Annotated in this window: 17 protein-coding genes and 1 tRNA gene; 3 read left to right on the forward strand and 15 right to left on the reverse strand. The window is 62.3% G+C overall.

The genetic code is table 11. From position 1 onward, the window contains the following. Positions 1 to 118 precede the first annotated feature (118 nt). On the reverse strand, positions 119 to 2338 hold the full coding sequence (gene katG, locus OXT71_13590) for a catalase/peroxidase HPI (protein MDE2927424.1): 2220 nt from the start codon (positions 2336 to 2338) through the stop codon (positions 119 to 121). Between the two features lie 298 nt (positions 2339 to 2636). On the opposite strand from katG, the gene OXT71_13595 reads away from it, so the two are divergent. Beyond that, entirely contained in the window at positions 2637 to 3473 is an 837-nt protein-coding gene (locus OXT71_13595; protein MDE2927425.1) for a c-type cytochrome, read from the forward strand. Positions 3474 to 3572: 99 nt separating this feature from the next. Here OXT71_13595 and OXT71_13600 read toward each other — a convergent pair whose 3' ends face one another. The 13 genes from OXT71_13600 to OXT71_13660 all read right to left on the reverse strand — a co-directional run bounded on the left by OXT71_13600 (position 3573) and on the right by OXT71_13660 (position 19075). Next, on the reverse strand, positions 3573 to 3773 hold the full coding sequence (locus tag OXT71_13600) for a hypothetical protein (GenBank protein MDE2927426.1): 201 nt from the start codon (positions 3771 to 3773) through the stop codon (positions 3573 to 3575). Next, positions 3770 to 4702 (reverse strand): VWA domain-containing protein, encoded by a 933-nt coding sequence (locus tag OXT71_13605; GenBank protein MDE2927427.1) that lies wholly within the window; start codon positions 4700 to 4702, stop codon positions 3770 to 3772. Before OXT71_13605 ends, OXT71_13600 begins: the two co-directional genes overlap by 4 nt. After that, positions 4699 to 5559: a DUF1189 family protein gene (locus tag OXT71_13610; protein MDE2927428.1), complete on the reverse strand. Its 861-nt coding sequence runs from the start codon at positions 5557 to 5559 to the stop codon at positions 4699 to 4701. Before OXT71_13610 ends, OXT71_13605 begins: the two co-directional genes overlap by 4 nt. A 90-nt stretch (positions 5560 to 5649) precedes the next feature. Further along, positions 5650 to 6849 (reverse strand): C4-type zinc ribbon domain-containing protein, encoded by a 1200-nt coding sequence (locus OXT71_13615; protein ID MDE2927429.1) that lies wholly within the window; start codon positions 6847 to 6849, stop codon positions 5650 to 5652. Positions 6850 to 6898: 49 nt separating this feature from the next. Further along, positions 6899 to 6972 (reverse strand) — tRNA-Ile (locus OXT71_13620). A 193-nt stretch (positions 6973 to 7165) separates the two neighbouring features. Beyond that, positions 7166 to 8887 (reverse strand): RNA polymerase sigma factor RpoD, encoded by a 1722-nt coding sequence (gene rpoD / locus OXT71_13625; protein MDE2927430.1) that lies wholly within the window; start codon positions 8885 to 8887, stop codon positions 7166 to 7168. Between the two features lie 17 nt (positions 8888 to 8904). Then, positions 8905 to 10650 carry a DNA primase gene (dnaG, locus tag OXT71_13630; protein ID MDE2927431.1) on the reverse strand — a complete coding sequence of 582 codons (1746 nt, stop codon included), beginning with the start codon at positions 10648 to 10650 and terminating at the stop codon, positions 8905 to 8907. Between the two features lie 148 nt (positions 10651 to 10798). Further along, positions 10799 to 11557, reverse strand: coding sequence for a nickel pincer cofactor biosynthesis protein LarB (gene larB / locus OXT71_13635; GenBank protein ID MDE2927432.1), 759 nt, complete (start codon positions 11555 to 11557; stop codon positions 10799 to 10801). Then, on the reverse strand, positions 11554 to 13764 hold the full coding sequence (gene pnp, locus OXT71_13640) for a polyribonucleotide nucleotidyltransferase (GenBank protein ID MDE2927433.1): 2211 nt from the start codon (positions 13762 to 13764) through the stop codon (positions 11554 to 11556). Before pnp ends, larB begins: the two co-directional genes overlap by 4 nt. Positions 13765 to 13939: 175 nt before the next feature. Further along, on the reverse strand, positions 13940 to 14206 hold the full coding sequence (gene rpsO, locus OXT71_13645; GenBank protein MDE2927434.1) for a 30S ribosomal protein S15: 267 nt from the start codon (positions 14204 to 14206) through the stop codon (positions 13940 to 13942). 266 nt (positions 14207 to 14472) lie between these two features. Then, entirely contained in the window at positions 14473 to 15378 is a 906-nt protein-coding gene (gene xerC, locus OXT71_13650) for a tyrosine recombinase XerC (protein MDE2927435.1), read from the reverse strand. Positions 15379 to 15398: 20 nt separating this feature from the next. After that, positions 15399 to 16871, reverse strand: a complete 1473-nt coding sequence (locus tag OXT71_13655) for a sigma-54 dependent transcriptional regulator (GenBank protein MDE2927436.1) — start codon at positions 16869 to 16871, stop codon at positions 15399 to 15401. Beyond that, positions 16868 to 19075, reverse strand: coding sequence for an ATP-binding protein (locus OXT71_13660; GenBank protein ID MDE2927437.1), 2208 nt, complete (start codon positions 19073 to 19075; stop codon positions 16868 to 16870). The genes OXT71_13655 and OXT71_13660 overlap by 4 nt, the downstream gene beginning before the upstream one ends. A 180-nt stretch (positions 19076 to 19255) precedes the next feature. On the opposite strand from OXT71_13660, the gene OXT71_13665 reads away from it, so the two are divergent. Then, positions 19256 to 21271: a hydantoinase/oxoprolinase family protein gene (locus OXT71_13665; protein MDE2927438.1), complete on the forward strand. Its 2016-nt coding sequence runs from the start codon at positions 19256 to 19258 to the stop codon at positions 21269 to 21271. Here OXT71_13665 and rlmB read toward each other — a convergent pair. Continuing rightward, complete coding sequence (gene rlmB, locus OXT71_13670; protein MDE2927439.1) at positions 21222 to 21980, reverse strand: 23S rRNA (guanosine(2251)-2'-O)-methyltransferase RlmB; 759 nt, start codon at positions 21978 to 21980, stop codon at positions 21222 to 21224. The two genes, OXT71_13665 and rlmB, sit on opposite strands and share 50 nt — an antisense overlap. Positions 21981 to 22308: 328 nt before the next feature. Here rlmB and OXT71_13675 point away from each other — a divergent pair, with 328 nt between their 5' ends. Then, on the forward strand, positions 22309 to 23979 hold the full coding sequence (locus tag OXT71_13675) for a carboxypeptidase-like regulatory domain-containing protein (protein MDE2927440.1): 1671 nt from the start codon (positions 22309 to 22311) through the stop codon (positions 23977 to 23979). The last annotated feature ends 31 nt before the right edge of the window (positions 23980 to 24010 follow it).

Consider the following 24010-nt stretch of genomic DNA (forward strand, 5'->3'; position numbering starts at 1 on the left):
CACGGGGGGTTTTAGCCGGTACGCGAAATGGGGGTACTGCGGCCCCCCATAAACCCCCAAAGTGGGCTAAAAAATGCCCCCGCTCCAGTTCGGCGGCAGGAAAGCCGCCGCTCCACCATCAAAGGAGGTCGAAGCGGTCGAGGGTCATCACTTTGGTCCACGCCGCGACGAAGTCATGGACGAACTCTTCCTTGGCGTCGTCGACCGCGTAGTGCTCGGAGACTGCGCGGAGTTCGGAGTTGGAACCGAAGATCAGATCAACCGGGGTCGCCGTCCACTTGAGATCACCTGTGGCGCGATCACGACCTTCGTATATGCCCGCGGTGGATGACTTCTTCCACTGCGTTGACATGTCGACCAGGTTGACGAAGAAGTCGTTGCTCAGGGTGCCGGGACGGTCGGTGAACACGCCGTGGGCAGAGTCCCCCGCATTGGCATCCATGACTCGCATGCCGCCCACAAGTACCGTCATTTCAGAGACCGTCAGGTTCAGAAAAGCCGCCTTCTCCACCAGCCTCTCCGCTGGAGATCTGGGATTTCCGCTGGCGAAGTAGTTGCGGAATCCATCCGCGGTGGGCTCGAGCAGGGCAAAGGAGTCTGAGTCGGTCTGTCCCTGCGAGGCGTCCGTACGCCCGGGTGCAAAGGGAACATTCACATCGACCCCGGCTTTCGAAGCGGCCTGCTCAATGGCGGCAGCGCCGCCGAGAACCACCAGGTCGGCCAACGAAACCCGTTTGCCGGATTGCGAGCTGTTGAAATCCTTGCGAATGCCCTCCAGGGTCTTCAACACGCGGCCGAGTTCGGCCGGATCGTTTGCCGCCCAGTCCTTCTGCGGCGCCAGACGGATACGTCCACCATTGGCGCCGCCGCGCATGTCGGTCCCGCGGTAAGTGGATGCCGAGGCCCAGGCGGCCCGGACCAATTCAGCGGTAGAAAGCCCGGAGGCCAGTACCTTGGCTTTCAGCGCGGTTGCGTCCTTTGCATCGATCAAGGCGTGATCGGCTTCAGGAACCGGGTCCTGCCATACGAATTCCCGGTCCGGCGCCAGATCGCCGAGGTAACGCGACCTGGGACCCAGGTCGCGGTGAATCAGCTTGAACCACGCCCGGGCGAAGGCGTCTTCGAACTCCTTCGGGTTCTTGAGCCAACGCGAAGTGATCTCGCGATAGGACGGGTCGACCTTCAGAGCCAGGTCGGTGGTGAGCATCATCGGCGCGTGCCGTTTCGACGGATCGTGGGCGTCCGGGACCAAGTCCGCCGCGGCGCCGCCGGCGGGCTTCCACTGGGTGGCGCCGCCGGGGCTCCGAGTCTGCTCCCACTCAAAACCGTACAAGTTCGTGAGGAATTCGTGAGTCCATTCCGCGGGACGACTCGTCCATGCACCTTCCAGGCCGCTGGTGATCGTATCGCCGCGATTGCCGGTTCCGTATTTGTTTTTCCAGCCGAAACCTTGGGCTTCGATATCCCCGGCCTCCGGCTCGACACCGACGTACTTGGACGGATCAGCGGCGCCATGGGCCTTGCCGAAGGTATGGCCGCCGGCAATCAGCGCGACGGTCTCTTCATCATTCATTCCCATGCGGCCGAAAGCCTCACGGATGGCGTGAGCGGCCGCCTGCGGATCGGCATTGCCGCCCGGGCCCTGAGGGTTCACGTAGATCAGGCCCATCTGCGTCGCGCCGAAAGGATGATTCAGATCTCCTTTGTCATTGCGCCGGTCGAAGGCGAGCCACTCGCCCTCGGGTCCCCAGTTCACTTCTTCGGCTTGCCAGGCATCGACACGGCCACCCGCGAAACCCAGGGTCTTGAAGCCCATGGACTCCATGGCGACGTCACCCGCCAGGATCAGCAGGTCGGCCCAGGAGATCGTGCGGCCGTACTGCTGCTTGATGGGCCAGAGCAATCGCGTCGCTTTTTCCAGGTTTGCGTTGTCGGGCCAACTGTTGAGGGGCGCGAAGCGTTGCAGGCCGCCGTCAGCGCCACCCCGCCCGTCGAGGGTTCGATAGGTGCCCGCGCTGTGCCAGGCCATGCGAATGAAAAACGGTCCGTAGTGGCCGTAGTCCGCCGGCCACCAGTCCTGGGATGTCGTCATCAGCTTTTTGAGATCCGCCTTCAACGCGTGCAGGTCGAGACCTTCGAACTCTTTCCGATAGTCGAAGTCTCTGCTGGGGGGACCGGATTCCGCGGACCGTTGCCGCAGTGGTTCGAGGCTCAGCCGGTTGGGCCACCAATAGTCATTGTCGGGCGCCTCGTCCTTGGCTCCCGCCAAGCTGATGGGGACGACCGGAGAGATCCCGATCGTCAGCATCGCAATCACGGATATGGTTCGTCTAAGCATTGAAGTCGTCTCCTGTGGGTGGTTCGCTTTGGTTTGGCCTCCTTGTCGGGTTGAGGCCAATTGATTCGAGCTTTCTGGTGTCGGTCTTCCCTTGGCGGGCCAAGGGATTCAAGGCCGGAAGGTTGGTTCCGGTCCCGGATTTCGTCACTTCGTGCCACTTCATTCCTGTCCTGTATCCTGCCGAAATTTTACCACGAAGCCACTTCGCGTACCGTCCGCGGGCGCGATTGGGCCGGGCGAAGCCCTTGACCTCACATTGGTTGCAGCGTACGGTTGGTCCGCTGAAATCCTGAGGAAAATGCCCACCGCGAATCGCTGGCTCTCAGCAGCGGCGGGCCGCGAACGATCCATGATCTGGTTGCTCCTGTTACTGGCGCAGAGTTCCCCTGATCCGGATTTGGTCTCTCGGGGCGAGGTCGTGTTCGCTCAGAGTTGCGCCACCGGGTACTGCCATGGTTCGGCCGGCACGGCGGGCCGGGGGCCTCGGCTTCGAGGCACGGAACTCAGCCGCGATCGGATTCTGGAAGCCACTCGCGAGGGGATCCCCCGGTCGGCCATGCCGGGCTGGGAAGGGAAGTTGAGCGAGACGGACCTGTCGGCGGTGGTGGAGTATGTGTGGAGTCTGGCCATGGACGCTCGTGAACCGCCGGCGGACGAGTCCATGCCTCCCGGAACCGGTCCGGCGGTTTTCGTTGGATTCGGCGGGCCGGAGCACGCGTCCCGCGGGCGGGACCTGTTCTTCGATGCGACGCGGGATGCCCGTTGCGGGACCTGTCACGAGGCCGGCGGTCGAGGCATTCCCGTCGGTCCCGACCTGCTGGCGCTGGGGGAAGGGCTCGGCGCCACCTTGGTGGGAAGGACCAGGAGCCGCCGTGCCACTCACGTCCTGCGAGCGCAGCTCACGGACGGCCAGAGCTTTGCCGCTCTGAGAGTCGCTCAGGAGGAAGACCGGGTCCGGCTTTTTGACCTCACAACGATTCCTCCCGTCTTGCGCACGCTCCGGCCGGACGAGATCGAGTCCCTGGCCCAGGATGGAAAATGGGAACATCGGACCGTCTCCACCGAGTACAGCGACGACGAATTGAGAGCCATCGTCGACTATCTGGACTGGCTCAATACAAGCAAGTCCGAATAGCGGTCTGCCGCCTTTTCCCCCATGAGGTGAAGTGTGCGGAGAAGCCGATCCCGCCCTCGGCCGATTGATCCGTAAGGGGAGGATTTCCGGGGCGGCGCGTCACTTGACGCGGCGAAGAACCGTCCGGCCCTGAACTTGCGTCAGCTCGGTCCGGTAGTGCCGAATCTGTTGCAGGAGTTCGTCCCGGCGGATCTCAAGGCGGTCCAGGTCACTTTGGATATTCTCCAACTCCGCCTCGAGGATGCAGAGTTGGAGTTGAAGAGGTAAAGCCGCTTCCGGGCCCGAGGTCTTGTGACTCATGGATTCGATTCCGCTGCATAATACCCCTCACGGTGCCTGACTTTCAACCCGGAGCGAGCCAGCGAAACCCGTATCTTGCGGAATGATCCGTCGGCCTTGGCGTTGGAGGAGACGTAGCCGAGGCTGTACTGATTGCCCAAATCCCTCCGGATGCCGTTGAAGGCTTGGCGGAGACGTTTCAGGTTGGCCTTGGAGTTGACGAAACGGCCTCCGGTGGCCCGGGCGAAGCGCTTCAGCTTCTCGAAATCCGCGTCAAAACCGGAACTCTTCACCCCGATTCCGTAGATCACCACATCGTGGGATTGGGCCGTCCGAATCGCCCGTTCCCATGAAACGGCGCTCCGGGTGTCGGCGCCGTCGGAGAGCACCAACAGGATTCGCCGCCCGTCCCGGTGCCGCAACAGATCCCTGACCGTCACCCAGATGGCGTCATAGAGCCGGGTGGCGCCTTCGGCCCGAACCTCCATGATGGCGTCCGCGAGTTGCGATGGATCGGCGCTGAAATCGTGGAGGAGCCGGACGTCACTGTCGAACTGGACCACCGCTCCCGACTCCCCTCCCCGAGTCAGGACCTCGCCGAAGAACTCGATGGCGGCCTTCTGCTCGAACGCCAACTTGTCCTTGACGCTGGCACTGGAATCCATGACCAGGGCGACGGACAAGGACCGTTCCGTCCCCGCCTTCTCTCGATGAAAAAACAGAAGTTCCTGCCGGACTCCGTCTTCGTAGACCTGGAAGTCGCGCCGCGTCAGGCCCTCCACGTAGCGGCCCCGCCGGTCCCGGACGATGCAGGAGACGTCCACCACGTCGACCTTGGCCCGGAAGGACGGGCGCTGCTGTCCGCCGGCGGTCCAGGAGGCGCCGAGGACCAGGGCCGTTCCAAAGAGGGCGGAGATCCAAACGGAGCAAGGCCTGATCCGATCCTTCACCGGGCCGACTTCTCCGCCATGATTCTACTGGTCGCCATATAGGTGTAGATGCCCGTGGTCGCCAGAGAGATCACATCCAGATGGCGGATGGAAAGGCCGGTCAGGGTCACCGCCGTTTCAATCGTTACGGCGGGCGTCAGGCTGTAGATGGCGATCGCCAGATAGGCGGGATAAGGGAACTTCACTTGGTAACGGGTCGTCACCGAGAGGGCAAGCAGAGTGAAGAGCAAGGCCAGAACCAGTTTGACCGCGAAGGTGAATACCAGAACCAGGGAATACGCGGTTGGGAAATAAACCCATTTCATGACCTCAAGCCAGTTCCGGAGCAGTTCCGGAGTGACTTCGAATGAGCCGAAATCCGTCCAGGGAAAGGTTTCCACCGACTGGTTCCGGCGTAGCACGAGGGCGTCTTCGGTGAAAAGGAGCAGCGGCTCCGGGAAACGGGCCAAGTCCTGGCGGCTTCCCGTGGTGTCGAAGATCAGGGTGACGGGTTCCCGGCCGGAGTACGTCTGGATCAGCGGCTGGTCCGCCTCCACGCGGAGCCGGCCCTCGCTCACCTGCATGGGAGGGACATTCTCCTGGAGCCAGATTCCGAATTCCCGAAACTCCGGGCCCAAGTGAAATGCGTAGGCCAGAGTCACGATCAAGGAGGCGTGGGCGCAGAGATAAAGCAGATAGAGCAGGGTCTGCCGGGGAGGTTGCGCCAGTATCGTCTTGTAGAACGGGAATTCAGTGATGGCCCAGTAGAACTGGCGGTAGAAGGCGGTCCTCATGGCTGACACGTGCGAGATCTGTCCCGGGTCGGTCGTTCCGGCATCCGCGGCGGCAATCGCCAAGGATTGGGCGTAAACGGACACTGGAAAGACTTACTGTTCCAAGCGATCCTTCACGATTTGGTCGATCACACTGTCCGGCGTCCCTGAAATCAGCGTCTGATTTCAGGTAGGTCACTTCTTCGCAATCGATCCACTGGGCACCCGCTCAGCCTTGATTCCCCGCTTCCTGATCTCTTCTATGAGCCAGTCAATGCCGGACCATTGATCTGCTCTTTCCAGCCCTCTCCGCCACGTTTGCGGCAGTGACACATGGCGTCTGGCTATGCCATGAGAGATTCCCCGTTGCGGATCCGGAATCCATACAGCCGACTTGACACGCAACCCGTACGGCCATCGATCCGCTCCTGGAACCGAATTCGGAAGTTCATACGGCCCCTCTTCGGCGGCTATCTGTAGACCCATGTAGATCCTATTCCCGGGCCCAGGCCAGTAGATCAACATGAGGTCATTCTGCTGGATCTGTTTCTCAAATTTCTGGCCTGTATCTCGGGAAAAGTGTTGGTACTTGAGGTCTTCTGGAATCCACTTCGGCTTAGGGTGTTCGGAATCCCCTTTCATCGCCTGCCATATGGGACCCGCCTTCCATTTGGACCGACTAATAGCATTGGGCGGTACATAATAAAGGATTCGATTGCAGGTCTCGCAGGTCAATATCTTCAGACCGGTCTTGACCTCAGTGAAGAGCTGGGGACGAAGCGTCACGTTGCAGGCTTGGCAGGATTCGTCGCTGACCGGTGCCAGGGCCTGCCCGTTGTTGACCGAGGCGATCCTGCGGTACTGTTCGAGCAATGGTTCGGGCAGGTTCCGTTCCAGCCGGTTTCGCTCCTGCTCAAAGTCGGCCATGTTGGTCTCGGAACCGGCCGCGAAGGTCTCCAACTCCTTTTGCCGGGATGACACCTCCAAGGCCCGTTCCTCGGCCCGGCGGCGGGCTTCGCGGGTCTGGTCATCCAATTCGTCCATGGCCAGCATGATTTCCAGGATCTCATCTTCCTTGCTGGAGATCTGTTCCCGGACGCCGGCGATTTCGAGCTGCATGGCCTTGTATTCCCGGTTGGTCTTGACGTCCATGAGCTGCTCCTGGTAGCGGGACAGCTTCTGCTGCAGCAAATCGACTTCACCCTCCAACCGGCGTTGGGTCCGGGCTTGCCGGTCGGTTTGCTCCCGGAGCTCTTCTACGGCGTCGTGACTCTCCTGGAGCGACTCGGCCTGATTCTCGATCTCGTCAGGAATGGACAAGACCCGCTGCCGCAACTCGACGATACTGGCGTCGAGTTGCTGCAGCTGGATCAACCTCTGCAACTCTTCGCTCAACACATGCCTCCATGGGACGGTCCGGACCGGCAGCCGGCGTCGGTGGCTATGGGCCCAGTAGGACTCGAACCTACGACCACCTGATTATGAGTCAGACGCTCTAACCGACTGAGCTATGGGCCCACCGAAAAAAAAAGGGCGCTTCCCAGCGCCCGTGTGAAACAGTTGCCGCGCCATTCGGACGGCGCCGCATCCCGGCCGGAGATCCTGTCCCCAGGTCGAAACCCGGTGGCGGCAACGATGTTGCCCCCTGGTCGCGCCGAGCCCGCCCCGTGTTCCCCGTCGCGGTAATGCGCCGGAAGTTCACGACGGGCTCCTAGGAAAGTGTACGGCCGGAATTCCCATTGTCTTCGTGGAATGTCTTCAGCTTCCGGCTGCGGGACGGGTGTCGAAGCTTTCGCAAGGCCTTGGCTTCGATCTGGCGGATCCGTTCGCGGGTCACGCAGAACCGCTGGCCCACTTCTTCCAGGGTATGCTCGCTTCCGTCCCCGATGCCGAATCTCATGCGGATCACCTGCTCCTCTCGATCGGTGAGAGTCTTGAGAACGGCCGCCGTCTGTTCCTTGAGATTGAGATTGATGACCGCTTCGGCGGGTGAGGTCACCCCTCGATCCTCGATGAAATCACCGAGATGACTGTCCTCCTCCTCGCCGATGGGGGTCTCCAGGGAAATGGGTTCCTGGGCGATCTTGAGGATCTTCCGGACCTTGCTGACCGGAAGCCCCATTTTCACCGAAATCTCTTCGTTGGTCGGTTCCCGGCCGTATTCCTGGACCAGCGCCCGGGAGGTTCGAATCAGCTTATTGATGGTTTCGATCATGTGGACCGGGATCCGGATGGTTCGGGCCTGGTCCGCAATGGCCCGGGTGATGGCCTGCCGAATCCACCAAGTGGCGTAGGTCGAAAACTTGTATCCCCTTCGATATTCGAACTTCTCCACCGCCTTCATGAGGCCGATGTTCCCTTCCTGGATCAGGTCCAGGAACTGCAGGCCCCGGTTCGTATATTTCTTGGCGATGGAAACCACCAATCTCAGATTCGCTTCCACCAACTCCTTCTTGGCGATATCGGCTTCGAGCTCGCCCTGCTTTATGGTGGCCAAAGTACGCTTGAGTTCCGCGGGAGTGGCCAGAACCTCGTCTTCGATCTCCTTCAGGTGCTTGTCGATCTCTCGTAACCGAAGCTTGATCTTCTTGGAGTCCTCCAGCTTCAGAGGGGCTTCGTGCAGCTTCTTGAGCTTCTTGGTCTCCTGGTCCAGGGCGACGATCCGGTCGACGGCTCGCTTGATGACGTTGACGAGCCGCTCGTAAGTCGCGGGGGTGAGATCCAGGGCCCGGATGTGCCGGGCAATGGGAATTCGATAGCGGGCCAACTGCGACAGGAGGCTCTTGTATTCGGGCGTATCCTTGGGTTTCCTGACCCGCCGGATCTTGTGCCGGATCCTGCTGGCCCCATCTTCCAGCTCTTCCACCTCCCGCACCACGCGGATGATGGTCTGCCGCCTGGCCTCCAACACCTCGGGGGTGATCTCGTCGTCACGGAACACCACCAGTGTCTTGACGTTGAGGCCGCCCTCGCCCAGGGCTTCCCCGTAGCGCATGACCTCGTTGACCACTACGGGAGATCGGGACAGCACGTTCAGCACCGTCTTTCGACCCTTCTCGATCCGTTTGGCGATGGTCACCTCCCCCTCCCGGGTCAGCAGGGGTACCGTGCCCATCTCCCGCAAATACATGCGGACGGGGTCATTGGTCTTCTCGAGCGTGGGATCCGGGGGCTCTGCCTCACCCGCCTCGGTCTTGGTCCGAATCCTTCGCTGGTTAGACTCGAAGTCCTCCTCCGAGTCGATGACCTCGATCCCGGCCTCGCCGAACAGGTAGAAGATGCTGTCCAGGTCTTCCGAGGATTGGATATCGTCCGGGAGGTGGTCGTTGACTTCGTCGTAAAGGAGATAGCCCTTTTCCTTCCCCAGGGCGATCAATTCCTTGACGCCGTCGTACCTTTCCTCAACGGGAATCTTCTCTTCGTTCTCTCTCATGCCGCCAGCCGCCCCCATTATACAAAATCGGACTCTATTTTCTTGCGGATCTGCGCCTTCATTGCCAGAAGCTCCTGCAAATTTTCGGTTGACGAAGCGTTCTTCTCCTCTTCCAGAATCTGTTGCTGCACCTGCCGGCTCAGGTTCTCGAAATGCTTGCGTCTCAGCGCCCGAATGCACTCGAGAACGACCTCGTCCGAAAGCGTTTCGTCGGCCAGAGCCAGGTTTTCCAGGAGATCCATGTCATCCGCGTCGAGCCGCTCCGAGGCCGCGGTTACCGTCAGGCCCCGCTGCTGACCGTTCAATTCGAACAAGGCCTTGAAGATCTTGCCCGATTCCAGGTTCTCGAACCAGTCGGGTTCCACTTCGCTGAAGACCCGATGCCCATGGTCCGGATCAAGGGCGGCCAGCACCAAGGTCTTCTCGGCCCGAGTGACGGCCGCCGGCCGTGGAGACTGCGCTGCGAGAAGTTGCCTGGACCGGGGTTTGCGGACGTAGCGCATCTCCGCCAGGATCAGGTTCTCATCCAGTCTCAGAAGCGAGGCTGTCCGGGACACGGCTTCGGCGCGCTCGATTCGATTGGCGATCGCGGCAAGGTGAGGCACGACCTGTTCCACGATTTCCCGTTTACCCGCGGGACTGTACGGATCCTTGTGCCGGCCAACCAGCCAGGAGAGCAGAAAAGACAGCAGAGGGACGGATGACCGCAGCACCTCACCGTAGGCCTGCGCCCCGTGTTCTCTCAAAAAGGAGTCGGGATCCCGGCCGCCTGGAACCTGGGCAATGCTCACACTGAATCCTTCGCGCACGAAGATGTCCGCCGAGCGCACGGTCGCGTTGGCTCCGGCCGTGTCCGGATCGTAGTTGATCACGACTCGACGCGTGTAGTGCCGCAGCAGCTTGGCCTGGTCGGTGGTGAGACTGGTGCCCAGCGAGGCGATCACGTTCCGGAAGCCGAACTGATGAGGCATGACACAGTCGAAATAACCCTCCACCAGAATGGCGAAACCCCTCCTGCGAATCTCCGGACGGCTCAGGTCCAGGGCGAACAGATTGGCGCCTTTCTTGTAGAGGTCGCTGTCGGGAGAGTTCAGGTACTTGGGGACGCCGTCTCCCATGACGCGTCCGCCGAAGGCCACGATCCTCCCTTGCAGATCCCGGATCGGAAATATCACACGCTGGCGAAGGTACTCGTAGGGGCGGCCCCCTCTTCCTTCCTTGACCAGGCCACAGGCCATCAGTTCCTGATTCGTAAAACCCTCCCGGCGAAGCTCGGTAACCAATTGACCGCCGCCCGGGGCATAGCCGACCTGGAATCGCTCGACGGTTTCAGCGTTGATCTGCCGGTTCTGCAGATAGTCCCTGGCCGCTCCCGACCGCTCCAGGAACCGGCGGTAGAGTTTCCCGGCCAGTTCCATGGCTTGACGCAGGCGCTGCGTCCGCTGGGTCCGCGGGTTTTGACTCGCCTCCGACTGACGGACCGCGATGCCCGAGCGCTCCGCCAGAAACTTCACCGATTCGGGAAAGGTCCGGTTTTCCATCAGCATGATGAACTTGAAGATGTCCCCGCCGGAGCCGCACCCGAAACACTTGAAGATCTGCTTGCTTTCGCTGACCAGAAACGAAGGGGTCTTTTCGGCGTGAAAGGGACAGAGGGCGGAGTGGTTCTGCCCCTGCTTCTTCAGGGGGAGGTAGCCGCCGATCAGATCCACGATATTGATGCTGTTGCGGATCTGTTCCACGATCCGGTCGTCGAACTTCATCCCTGAGTCGTGATCGGGGCCGCAACCGGCGGAGCCCGGATGACTTCACATGCCGAGCCGGTGTGCGCCCGAAAAAGGTCCTTTCCTTGTCGTGCCCTCAGTGAGCCGGTGAGAGATTCCGGTTAGAAGTTACCAGAATCAGTCCGGGTCAGTCGGAGTCCCGCCGACGGTTGATCATGCTGGCCACGTAGCCGGCGCCGAACCCGTTGTCGATGTTGACCACCGACACGTTCGCCGCGCAACTGTTGAGCATGCCCAGGAGCGCGGCCAGGCCGCCGAAGGAAGCCCCGTATCCCACGCTGGTGGGAACCGCGATCACCGGCAGATCGACCAGGCCGCCCACCACGCTGGGAAGGGCTCCCTCCATGCCGGCGACGGCGATCACCACCGTGCATGACGCCAACAGCTCCCGTTGCCCCAGGATCCGATGCAGCCCCGCCACGCCCACGTCGTAGCAGGGGACGGCTTTGTTGCCCATGACCCTTGCCGTGACCAGGGCCTCTTCGGCGACCGGGATGTCCGCGGTGCCGGCGGCGAAGACCCCGATGGTGCCCCGGCCCCGATCGGCCGGATCCCGGACCACCTCCAGGATCCGGCTTCGGCTGTGGAACACGGCTTCCGGACAGGACGCCTTCAGCCGGATGTGGACTTCCTCGCTGGTGGAAGTGATGAGCAGGTTCGAGTGGTTCTCCAGCAACGCCTCCGCAATCCGGAGGATCTGGTCCGGACTCTTGCCCCTCCCGAAAACGACCTCGGGAAAGCCTTGCCGAAGACTCCGGTGGTGGTCGACCTTGGCAAAATCCAGATCTTCGTAAGGCAGGTCGTGGAGCAGCCGGAGCAACTCCCTCTCGGGCAGGCGGCCCTCCTTGAAGTTGCGGAGGGCCTGCTTCAGCGATTCCGGGATCATCGGCGCTGCCGGCGGCGCCTCCGGCGATTCCCCTGTTGCTCTCGACGCCCGGGACGTCGTCGATGGTCCGTACGGCGTGGCTGCCGCGGCTGCCCCCGATCCCTTTGCTGTTCCCGATCCCCTTGCTGGTCTCTGAGCACGGCGCGGCGGCTGAGCCGGATCTTGTTGTTGTCGTCGACATTGAGGACCTTCACCATCATCTTGTCCCCATTGCTGATCTCCTGGTGGATGTCCCGGATCCGATGTTCCGCGACTTCGGAGATGTGCAGCAGCCCTTCCGTGCCCGGGAAGATCTCGACGAAGGCTCCGAAGTCCACCACCTTCATCACCGTCCCCAGATAGGTTTTCCCGATTTCGGCGGTGGCCGTCAGATCTTCAATGATCCGGATCGCCTTTTCGGTCGCCTCGCTGCTGGTGGAAGCGATGTTGACCGTGCCGTCGTCTTCGATGTCGATCTTCACTCCCGTCTGATCGATGATGCTGCGGATCATCTTCCCGCCGGGACCGATGACCCCGCCGATCTTCTTGACCGGGATCTTGATGGTGACGATACGAGGCGCCAATTTGGAAATGTCGGGGCGCGGCTCGGCTATGGTCGCGGCCATCCGATCGAGGATGTGCAGCCGGCCCTCCCGGGCCTGGAGCAGCGCTTCCTCCATGATCTCTCGCGTGACCCCCGCGATCTTGATGTCCATCTGCAGGGCGGTGATCCCGTTCCGGCTGCCGGCGACCTTGAAGTCCATATCGCCGTAGTGGTCCTCGAATCCGGCGATATCCGACAGGACGGCATAGTCGTCTCCCTCCTTGACCAGTCCCATGGCGATGCCGGCGATGGGTCCCTTGAGCGGCACGCCTGCGTCCTGCAGCGCCATGACGGCGCCGCAGACGGTAGCCATGGACGAAGAGCCGTTGGACTCCAGGATGTCCGATACCACTCGGACCGTGTAGGGGAACTCCTCCTCCGATGGAAGCATCGGCGTGACGGCTCTCTCCGCCAGGGCTCCGTGCCCGATTTCCCGCCGGCCCGGGCCCCTCAGGAATCTCACCTCCCCCACGCTGAAGGGCGGGAAGTTGTAGTGGAGCATGAAGCGTTTCGAGCTCTCCCCGGTGAGCAGATCCAGGCGCTGGGCGTCATCTCCGGTTCCCAGCGTGGACGTCACCAGGGCCTGGGTCTCGCCTCGCGTGAAAAGGGCCGATCCGTGCGCCCGCGGCAACAGGCCCACTTCGCTGGAGACGGCCCTCACCTGGTCGAAACTGCGCCCGTCGGGACGGCGTCCATCCTGCAGCAGCCGTTCCCGGAACAGCCTCTCCTTGAGCCGGTTGAAGCAGACTCCCGCCTCGGCTCTCTTTTCGCCGGTTTCATCGGGGATGGAATCGAGAACGTCACGCTTGGCGTCACTCATGTTTCGTTCGCTGGCCAATTTTCCGGGGGTATGGAGAGCCTCCAGAATTTTCTCCTTGGCCAGGGCCTCGACCTGGTCCACGAGTTCCGGGTCGAGCGATCCGGGCTCCACGGTCCGTTTGGCAACCGGACGGCGTTCCGCCAGCTCGCGAATCCCCTGGATAACGGGCCGGATGCCATGCTCGTGACCGTATTCGATGGCATCGACGACGACCTTTTCCGAGACCTCCCGCATCGTGGCTTCCACCATGGTGATGCCGTCCCACGAGCCGGACAGGATCAGGTTCAGATCGCTCTCTTCCAACTGGGAATAGCTGGGGTTGAGGACGAAGCGGCCGTCGACGCGGCCCACCCGCACCGCCCCGAGGGGAAACGGGAAGGGGATGTCGGACAGGGCCAGTGCCGCCGACGCGCCATTCAGAGCCAGAATATCCGGGTTCGTCTCCGGGTCGGCCGACATCACCATGGCCACGATCTGGGTCTCGCAAGCATAGCCGTCCGGGAAGAGCGGGCGGATGGGACGGTCGATGAGGCGACTCGTCAGGACCTCTTTTTCGGTGGGTCTGCCCTCCCGTTTGAAAAAGCCGCCCGGAATCTTGCCCGCGGCATAGGTGTATTCCCGGTAGTCGCAAGTCAGCGGGAAGAAGCTCAAATTCTCCCGAGGCTCGCGTTGGGAACAGGCCGAAACCAGGACCATCGTCTCTTCGAGGCGAACGACGGCGGCGCCGTCGGCTTGCTTGGCCATTTTTCCGGTTTCGATGGAAAGGACTTTACCGTCCAGGTGAACTTCTATTTTCTCCGACATTCCTTCTCCTTTAAGGGTTTTACGGTGCGTGAAACCGTTCTCAGCCGTCGCGGCAACCGTATGGGCAGATTCTCACCGGGGGTGTGAGTGCCGTTTTCCGTCCGGCTCGAAAGCCGGTGGCCGGAGGGTCGCCGGGGTCAAGATTCGGAAACACTATGGTTGGGCGTACCGCTGTTCACTTGCGAATTCCCAGGTGACCGATCAACTCCTTGTAGCGGCCGAAGTCGATCCGCTTCAGATAGTCCAGAAGCCGACGCCGCTGACCGACGAGTTTCAACAGCCCCCGCCGGGAGTGGTGGTCTTTCTTGTGGGATTTGAAGTGTTCAGTGAGGTAACCGATACGGTGGCTCAGAATGGCAACCTGGACTTCGGGCGAGCCGGTATCGGTTCGGTGCAGTTGGTAGCCTCTGATGAGCTCTTCTTTCTGTTCCTTAGTCAACATTTTCTTCTTCGTTCGCGCGTCAATCTAGCAGAGACGGGTGTCTTCTGGCAACCGAACCGGTGGGTCCTGGGGAGAAACCGAGGGGCCCGCAGACCGATTCCAAATCCCGAACGACTCCCGAGGAGCGACGGTTTCCCAACCGGTGATTCCCGAAGGGGCGGCGGTTTCCAAACCGCCGATTCCCGCAGGAGCGGCGGTTTCCAACCGCCGATTCTTTGGACCTGTCCGAACAAGGGGGAGCCGGCCGATTGGAAATCGTTCCTCCGTCAGGCCTTGGGGTGGGCGTCCCGGTAGACCTTCTGCAGGTGCTCGATGGAGACGTGGGTGTAGCGCTGGGTAGTGGAGAGGCTCTCATGTCCCAGGAGTTCCTGAATCGAGCGCAGGTCGGCGCCGTTGTTGAGCAGGTGCGTGGCGAAGGAGTGGCGAAAAAGGTGCGGGTGGACGTCCAGCAGCAAGGCCGCTTGCCGGATGTAGGCCCCCAGGTTTCTCTGGACCGAGCGGGCGGTGAGGCGGCCTCCGCGCAGATTCAGGAACAGGGCTGGGGTTTGCGGACGGTCCTTGCGCTTGGCCAGGATGCGCCTCCTGGCCTCCAGGTAGGCGGCCAGACTCGCACGGGAAGGTTCTCCGAAGGGGACCACCCGCTCCTTGTTCCCCTTCCCGCGGACCCGCACCAGCCGGCGGTTCATGGAGAGATCGATGAGGTTCAGGCCGACCAGCTCTCCCACCCGCAGGCCGCTGGCATAGAGGAGTTCCAGAATGGCCTGGTCCCGGATTCCCTTCACGGTCTTCGCCGGAGGCAGACTGAGGATGGATTCGACCTCCGAAAGGGAGAGAAAACGGGGTGTCCTGAGTGGCTGGCGGGGAGTCCGCACCAACTTGGCCGGGTTCTGGTCCAGGTGGCCCTCCCGGTAAAGGTAGCGGAAGAAGGACCGCAATACCGACAGTTTCCGGGCGATGGTCACCTTCCGGTTCCCCGCCTGGCTCAACCGGCTCAGGAATTCCCGGATGGTGATGTGGTCCAGATCGGAAGGCTTGATCTCTCTGTCGGTGCGGCCGTCAGTCAGGTGGCGGAGGAATTGGTCCAGGTCGCGGGAGTAGCTCTCCACGGTGTGGGGGGAGTAGTTCTTCTCGAACCTCAAATGAGCGACGAAGGATGCCATCAGTGCCTGCATGAACTTCGATCCCGAATCGGTCAGCGGTTCACCTTTCGTCCCCGGGCCGGATCCGAATGCTCCTGCCGGCCCCCGCGCTTTCCGCGCGAAGCGCCGACGCTGATCCCGTGGGCCTTGAGTTTCCGGTGCAGGTGAGAACGCTCCATCCCGATCTCGGCGGCCGTTCTGGAAATGTTGCCGCCATATTGCTGCAGCTTCCGGGTCAGGAAATCGGACTCGAACGCCGAACGCGCTTCCTGCCAGCTCCAGGCTTCCGGCCGGGAGGCGCCGGGCCCGTCCAGGATCGACCGGGGCAGGTCAGAAAGTTTCACCCGGCCGCCGGGGACCATGATAATCCACCTTTCGACGATGTTGCGGAGTTCGCGGACGTTCCCCGGCCAGTGATAACGGAGGAGCCGGTCCCGGACTTCCGGAGGAATGATCTTGGCCGGTTTCCCATGATGAGGACTGAGCACCTCCATGAAGTAGTCCAGAAGCTGAGGAATGTCCTCCTTGCGTTCCCGCAACGGCGGGACTTCGAAGGGGATGACGTTGAGCCGGAAGAAGAGGTCCTCCCGGAACAGTCCGGTTTCGATCTGCTTCTCCAGGTCCTTGTTGGTCGCCGCCAGGACGCGCGTATCTACCTCGGTGGGCCGTTGGCTGCCTACCGGATAAAATCGTTGATTCTCCAGCACCCGCAGGACCCGGGCCTGGGTCTTGAGGCTCATGTCCGCCACTTCGTCCAGAAAGAGAGTGCCGCCGTCGGCCAGCTTGAAGCGCCCCTTCCGGTTCTCGGTCGACCCGGTGAACCCTCCCTTGACGCTGCCGAACAGTTCGCTCTCGATCAGGTCGTCCGGAATGGCCGCGCAATTGACTTCGACGAAGGGCCCCTCGCGGCGGGCGCTGTTGAGGTGGAGCAATCGCGCCACCAGTTCCTTGCCGGTGCCGTTCTCGCCGTAAATGACCACCCTTCCTTCCGTGGGGGCCGCGAAGTCGATCTGTTGCCGGAGCGCCTGCATCGGCACCGAGGTGCCGATCATGACCGTCTCCTGCCGGACGAGGTCCTTCAGGCTCCGGTTTTCCGTTTCCAGGCGCTTCTGCTTGAGCGCATGGCTCAGCACCAGCAGGACCTTGTCGCGGGCCAGCGGTTTCTCGATGAAGTCGTAGGCTCCCAACTTGGTGGCCTGGACCGCCGTCTCGATGGTGCCGTGGCCGGAGATCATGATGACGTACTGGCGGGGGCGCCGGGCTCGAATCCGCTTGAGGGCATCGATCCCGTCCATGCCGGGCAACCAGATATCGAGGAAGATGGCGTCGTAGGTGGTCCGGTCCACGAGGCGCAGCCCTTCCTCGGCGCTGGCCGCCGTTTCCACCAGGTAGCCCTCGTCTCCCAGGACTCCAGCCAACGAACGGAGCACGCTCCGGTGGTCGTCGACGATCAACAGCCGGATTCCGGGATGGCGTCCGGTCCTGAGCGGGTCGTGCCCCCGAGTCTTGCCGGCCTCGCCGATCATGCGGACGGAAACTCCATGATGAATCGGGTGCCGCGGGGCTCGTTCCGTTCCGCCCGGATGAAGCCGTCATGCTCGGAGACGATCTGCCTGACGATGGCCAGTCCCAGACCCGTGCCCCGCTTCTTGGTGGAGAAGTAGGGAAGGAAGAGATTCTCGTAATCTTCCGGGGAGATCCCGGTTCCGTTGTCTTCGAATTCCACCACCACCGAACCCCGGTCCGGATCGCAGCGGCTGCGAATCCCGATCCGGCGGCGGCCCTTGACTTCCACCAGGGCGTCGAGGGAGTTGTCGATCAGGTTGACGAACACCCGCTGGATCTGGACCGGGTCCCAGCGCACCGTCCTGATGCGGGGATCGAAGTGGGTGCTCACCCCCACGCTCTTCAACGCGCCGTCGTAACGGGCCAGGGTCTGTTCCACCAGCCTGGCCGGATCGACCTCCACGGGATGGCAGATGGGAAGCCGGGCGAAACGGGAAAACTCCTCGACCAGGGTTTTGAGCGTAGCCGCCTCCGTGGTGATCAGAGCCGTCGCTTCCGTCAAGGTTTCGCCAAACCGGCGGGTCTCGCGAGTTCCGGGGAGGGTCCGCTCGATCCTGTGGAAGCGGTTCCGGATGCGGTCGGCCGAGAGTTGAATCGGTGTCAGCGGGTTCTTGATCTCGTGAGCCAGTCGCTTGGCGACCTCCTGCCAGGCGGCGAATTTCTCCGCCCGGATCAGCTCCGTCAAGTCGTCCAGGACCACCAGGTGCTCGACGCCGTTCTTGAACGGCAGGTTGGTGGTGGTGGCGGTGACGGTCAGCGGCGGTTGGCCCTGGCCGTGCTTGAAATTGACCCGGCGCCGATCGGTGCTGAACAGGCTCACCCGTTTTTTCATGTCCTGAAAATCGGCGTAGACATCCGGCTCCAGAACGCTGCTCAAGGGCCGGTTCAGGATCTGCTCCGGCCCCGCACCGAACATTTCCATCGCCGCCTGGTTGACGGTGCGAATCACATCGTTCCGATCGACGCTCACCACGCCGGTGGCGATATTCTCCAGGATGGTCTCGATGTACTTCCGGCGTTCGTCCAGGCGCTCGTTGGTCTCCCGCAACTCGGCGTTGGCCTGCTCCAGCCGCCGCCGGCTTTGGCGAATCTCGTCGGCCATCCGGTTGAAGGAGTCCACCAGGATGCCCAACTCGTCCACCGCCTTCTGCTCCACCCGGTGGTCCAGGTTCCCTTCGGCAAGCTCCCGCGCGCCCTGGGCCAGGGCCTCCAGCGGAACCGTGATCCGTCTGGCCATATAGGTGCCCAGCCAGACGAAAACGACCACCACGATCAAGGTGGTGACGGTCATGATCAGGAAGTAGTTGTTTTCGAACTGTTGCCGGCTGCTCATCAACTGGCGGTGCCTCGCCGCCGCGTCCTGCATTTCCCCAATGCGGAATTTGACGCTGTCGGGCAGTGCGAAGCTGGCCACCAGGCCCCCCACCACCGATCCGTCGGAACCTCGGGCCGGAACCGCGGCCAATCCCCGGTCGACGAACCTCCGCAGGTTCAGGTCGGCCTGAGAGGAGACGTCATAGTACTCCCTGCCGTCCAGGACATGGTCCAGCGCAAGGTCCCACGGAGCATCCTCCCAATCGCCCTGCCGGAATCGGACCTTCCGGTCCCGATCCACCAGCATCAGGCCGTCGAACCCGAGCTCGGCAATGCGGCCGCGCAATGCGGAATCGAAAGAGAAGCCGGCCCAATCGATCCGGCCGCCGAGGGTGCGGGCCGCAACCATGCTCACGGTCTTCTTCTCTTCGTAATAGTTCGAGGCAATGATTTCAGACGCTTCCAGAAGGTCCTCGGAGGGGGAACTGAACCAGAGCTTGAGGTTTTCGTTGATCAGTCCGGTTGCGACGAAAAAGTAGATCAGAGCCGGAAACAGGGAAATGATGGTCAGGGTCAGCACCAGCTTCCGCTTCAGGCGGGTGCCTTCCCGCCTGGATTGATGCTCGAAAAACAGCTTGATGAGATTCCGGGCGAAAATGAAGAGAAGCGTCAGGGCCACGATGAAATAGATGGCCCAGACCGCGGACCAGAGAGTCAGATTCGAGACGAACTGCGGGTTGCCGACGGAAGTCGGGTTCAGAAAGAGAACGGCTGCCAGGACCAGGAGCGCGGAGAAGGCGAGAAGCGCTCCCGTCCAGTAGATCCTCCGGAGTCGTTCGAGCCGCTTCATGATGCCGGCGAAGTCAAGGGTCGGAAAGCGCCCCGGGGAACGCTTGTCAGGTTTCCCGAATCTTCGGTATTGTAGCATCTTCTCAGGCCTGAACCGGTCGGCGGGGACGGCGTGGGCGCCGGGCCGCGGGGCCGGATTCAGATTGATCGGATTGCAGGAAGAAACACGGGACAGCGTGTGATGAAGGGTCTCCCTGATCCCGGGTCTCTGCTGCGGGTCGGGATCGACACCGGCGGCACCTTCACCGATTTCGTGGTCTGCCGCGAAGGCCGGATCGAATCCCTCAAGCTGCCCTCGACGCCGGCGACGCCGGAAAAGGCAGTCCTGGAGGGGTTGGCCCGCATTCTCGGCGACGCCCCCGCTCTGGTTCAACACGGCTTCACCGTCGGCACCAACGCCTTGCTGGAGCGCAAGGGGGCCAAGATCCTTCTGGTGACGACCGAGGGTTTCCAGGACATTCTGGAGATCGGCCGCCAGAACCGGGCGCATCTGTACAATCTGACCGCCGGCCGGGTCGCGCCGCTGGTCCCCCGCAGCCGGCGCATCGGAATCCAGGAGCGGACGCTTCACGATGGCGCGCGGCTGGAGCCGCTGAAACGGGAGACTCTGGATCGGCTCCTGGAAAGGGTGCGGCGCAAGTCGCCCCAGGCCGTCGCGGTCGTCCTGCTGCACAGCTACATCAATCCACGCCACGAGGACCTGGTCGGCAAGGCGTTGCGGGACACCGGAATACCGGTCAGCCTCTCCAGCCGCATCCTGCCCGAGTTTCGCGAATACGAGCGCACGTCGGCGACGGTCATCAACGCCTACCTGACGCCGGTGGTCGACCGCTATCTGGACGCTTTGAGCTCGAGCCCGTTGCTGGAGGGGGGCCGTCTCTCGGTCATGCAGTCCAACGGGGGGACGGTGCCGCTCGCGTCGACTTCCGTCGATCCGGTGAGAACCCTCTTTTCGGGACCGGCCGGAGGAGTCGTGGGAGCCTTCAAGCTGGCCCGGCAGGCCGGCTACGGCCGGATCATCACCTTGGACATGGGGGGCACGTCCACGGATGTCTGCCTCTGCGACCAGCGGGTCCCCAGCACGGGAGAGGCCGAGGTGGACCGCCTTCCCCTGCCCGTCCAGACGATTCCCATTCGTTCCGTCGGCGCGGGCGGAGGCTCCATTGCATGGGTCGATTCCGGAGGGCTGCTGCGGGTGGGTCCCCGAAGCGCAGGGTCCCGTCCGGGTCCCGTCTGCTACGGGAGGGGGCGGAGCATCACCGTGACCGACGCCAACCTCTTTTTGGGCAGAATCGACGCCGAGCGCTTTCTGGGCGGAGAGATGAGACTCGATTCAGACCGGTTGCCCAAGTACCTGAAACAGCTTTCCAACCGGCTCCAGGAGCATTCCTGGTCACCCGAGGAGCTTTCCGAGGGAATCATCAAGATCGCAAACACCCAGATGGAAACGGCCTTGCGCGTGATCTCCCTGGAAAAGGGCTACGACACCCGGGACTTCACACTGGTGAGCTACGGGGGCGCGGGCGGGCTCCACGCCTGCGAGCTGGCCCGGTCTCTGATGATTCCGCGGGTCATGGTTCCTCCCAGCCCGGGTCTGGTCTCCGCTTGGGGGATGATGGACTCGCAGGTCGTCCGGGACCTCTCCCGCACCGTCCGTCTCACCTTCAGCAACGCCAGCGTGGCCCGCCGCCTCCGGAAAAGGGTGGCGCCCCTGGTGGATCGGGCGCGCCGCCAGTTGGTTCGGGATGGGTTTGAGGAGAAGCGGATCGAGGTGCAGCGGAGCGTGGACCTTCGCTACCTGGGACAGGGTTACGAAATCAACGTCCCCTACTCACGCAACTTGTTGCGGGCTTTTCACAAGAAGCATGAGAGGCTCTACGGATACTCCAATCCCGGTCTCTCCGTGGAGGTGGTGACACTGCGCGTCCGGGCCTTCGGCAACCATTCCGAGTTGCCGCTTCCGGAGGCTGCCGCCATTCCGAAGAAGCGGCCCCGGGCCATTGCCCAAGGAAAAAGAAAGGTTTTCTTCGGGCGAAAGCGCCGTGTGACCCGCTTCTACGATCGCGACCGGCTACGGCCCGGAACCCGGCTCAAGTCGCCCGCCGTGATCAGCGAATACAGCGCCACCACTTTGATTCCTCCCGGATTCAAGGGTCGTGTGGACCGCTGGCGGAACCTGATTCTGGAGCCTGCTTAGCCCTGCCAAAGGAGATGTGGTACAGCAGGACTCCCGCCGCCACCGACAGGTTCAGGGATGCGACCCGTCCCTGCATGGGCAGGGCCGCGAGGTAGTCGCACTGCCGGCGCACGAGTCGGCGCAGACCCTGGTGTTCACCACCCACGACCACCACCAGCCGCAGCGTGGTGTCGATCTGGTTCAGGCCGGTCGAGCCCTTCGGATCCAGACCCACGATCCAGAATCCCGCCTGCTTGAGTTGGTCCAGGGTTCGAGACAGGTTGGAGATACGGCAGATCTTCAGATGAAGGGCGGCTCCGGCGCTGGCGCTGACGACGCCGGAAGTAATGGAGCAGGAACGGCGCCGCGGGATCAGAACTCCGTCGACGCCGACGGCCTCCGCGGTTCTCAGGAGAGCCCCCAGATTGTTGGGGTCCTGGACGCCGTCGACGGCGAGCAGCAAGCTCGGCCTCTGCTGCAGGATCGACTCGAGAGGGACCGGCGCAGCCCCGGAAACCCGGGCCGAGACCTCCTCGTGACGCTGCCGCCGGCCGGCGGCTGACGACCGGGACACGGCCTCGACTTCGACCGGAATGCCGCGGCGGCGAGCCGCTTGGACGATTCCCTGCAGCCTTGGATTCAGACTCCGCCTCCGGATCAGAATCTTCTCGACCTTGGGAATCTCCGCCGCCAGCGCCTCCCGGACGGCATGGACCCCGTGAACGATCATGAGACGGGATCAGGATTGAAAACCGGCGTCATGGCCGGAGTATACACTCGGAGCCAGAGTGGGAAGGAGCCTGCACGAGACTGAACGGCCGGTCCGGCCCGGTGAAATACCGAGAGAAAAAGGGGTGGTCCGGGAGCAGTCGCAGTTTCGGGAATTTGCCGCGGATTGACTAACGTGATGACGATGCCTACAATGTGCAATTGAAAGAAAACTTATGGCCTGTCCTTCAATAGGTCGCTTTTCAGTTCGTCTGATTCTCGTCTGTGCCCTCATAGCTCTGTCCGGAGTATCGGCGCGGGCGTCCGCCCGGGGACAACTCCTGGGGCTGGTGCAAGACGAATCCGGGCTTCCGGTTTCCGACGTTCTGGTCACTCTGACGGAAGACTCCTCCGACGAGGGCCTGCCCGTTCTCACCCGCAGCGACGCTTCGGGGCGCCTGTTCTTCAAGAATATGAGGGCGGGTTCCTACAGAGTCCTGGTCAAGAGCAGTCAGTACGCGGTGCGGAAGGCGGCTCCGGTGGAGATTCTTCCCGGGCAGACGGCGGTGATGACCCTGGTGTTGCAGGATCTGCTGGATGTCGAAGGGCTGGGAGGCCGAAACGTCAGCTTCAAGGCGCTGTTTCGCAACGCCGACCCCCGGCTTATTTTCCGCCATCTTCCCGAACTGCTGGAAGGAAAGACCAATCCCTGGTTCGAAAGCGCGGTTTTCCAGGTTTATTCCAATGCCGGCCATGGCGGCGACTATCTCCGCCTTCCCGACGACTCCGCGGGCGCGACCACGGCCAACTTCGCCATGGTGCAGAGCCTGCCCGGCGGCCGCGACTACATCTTCGCGGGCCAGTTGAATTCGGGCGAGGATGCGCTCTGGCGGATCAAGGCGTTCATGGACCAGTCGCTGAGCGAGCGGCACTCGATCAGGTTGTACCTGGGCCACGGCCGGATCGGCGTCCACCAACCCAGAATGGCCCTGTTGGGGAATCCTGGCTCCCTGGGGCGCGACCTGGATTTCACCAATGCCGCCGGCACCACCAACATCCTCAGCGTGGGTTTTGAAGACCGGTTCTCGTGGGGCGACACGCTGGACCTGACCTGGGGGCTGGAGCTGAACAGGGTCCGGTCGATCTACAACTATTCGACACTGAGTCCGAGTGCCGAGTTGACCCTGCGACCGGTCCCCCGAGCCCGTCTGCGCCTCACCATGGCGTCGAAACGGCCCGCTCTCTACCAGAATTCCGTGACTCTGGAGGACGGCCGTTCCCTGGGCCTCTCGGATGCCGTCAAGATCTCCTGGATCGACAACCGATTGGAATTCGGCACCTCGCGCCACTTCCAGGGCAGCATGTCCTACACGCTCTGGGACGACACCGAGTTGGAGCTGGTCCGCTTCCAGGACCAGTTCTTCGGCGGAACCGTCCCCTTCATGGCCTTTTTCGCGAATTCTCCGGACCCGGACCTGGTTCGGCTGACAGATGATCAGGCCCGGACCTGGGGCAACCGGTTGACGCTGCGGCAGGGAATCAGCCGCAATGTTCGAGCCGGTGTTTCCTATATCCGCGGCTCGGCCGTCAGTGTGATTCCTGCCGGGTACACGCTGGTGCTGGAAACGCCGGATGTCGGCGCACTGTTGAAACGAAGAGGCTACGGTGCTGTCGCTTCCGAGCTGGGCGTGCTCATCCCGACGACTCGGACCGAGTTGACGACCGTGGTCAAGTTCGTGACGGATGGAGATCCCGTGACCCCGTTGAACGCTCTCTCGGATGTCTACGAGACCGGCAACAAGGGTCTGAATCTCTTTATTCGCCAGATCATTCCCATTCCCGACAGCGTCTTGAGTTTTCTCGGCCTGGACTTCCTCAACGGACGTCGGATCGAGGCACTGCTGGATATCCGCAATCTCACCAATGAGGACCTTGGCGTGATCTCCAACGGTCCGGGTGGAAGCGTCGTCCTGGCCCAGAACCCAAGGTCCGTTCGGGGAGGAGTCACGGTCAGGTTCTGATTTCCCACCGCTGTCCCCGCCATTGTCGGAA

The organism is Acidobacteriota bacterium, assembly GCA_028874215.1.
In the GTDB taxonomy this organism is placed as follows: domain Bacteria; phylum Acidobacteriota; class UBA6911; order RPQK01; family JAJDTT01; genus JAJDTT01.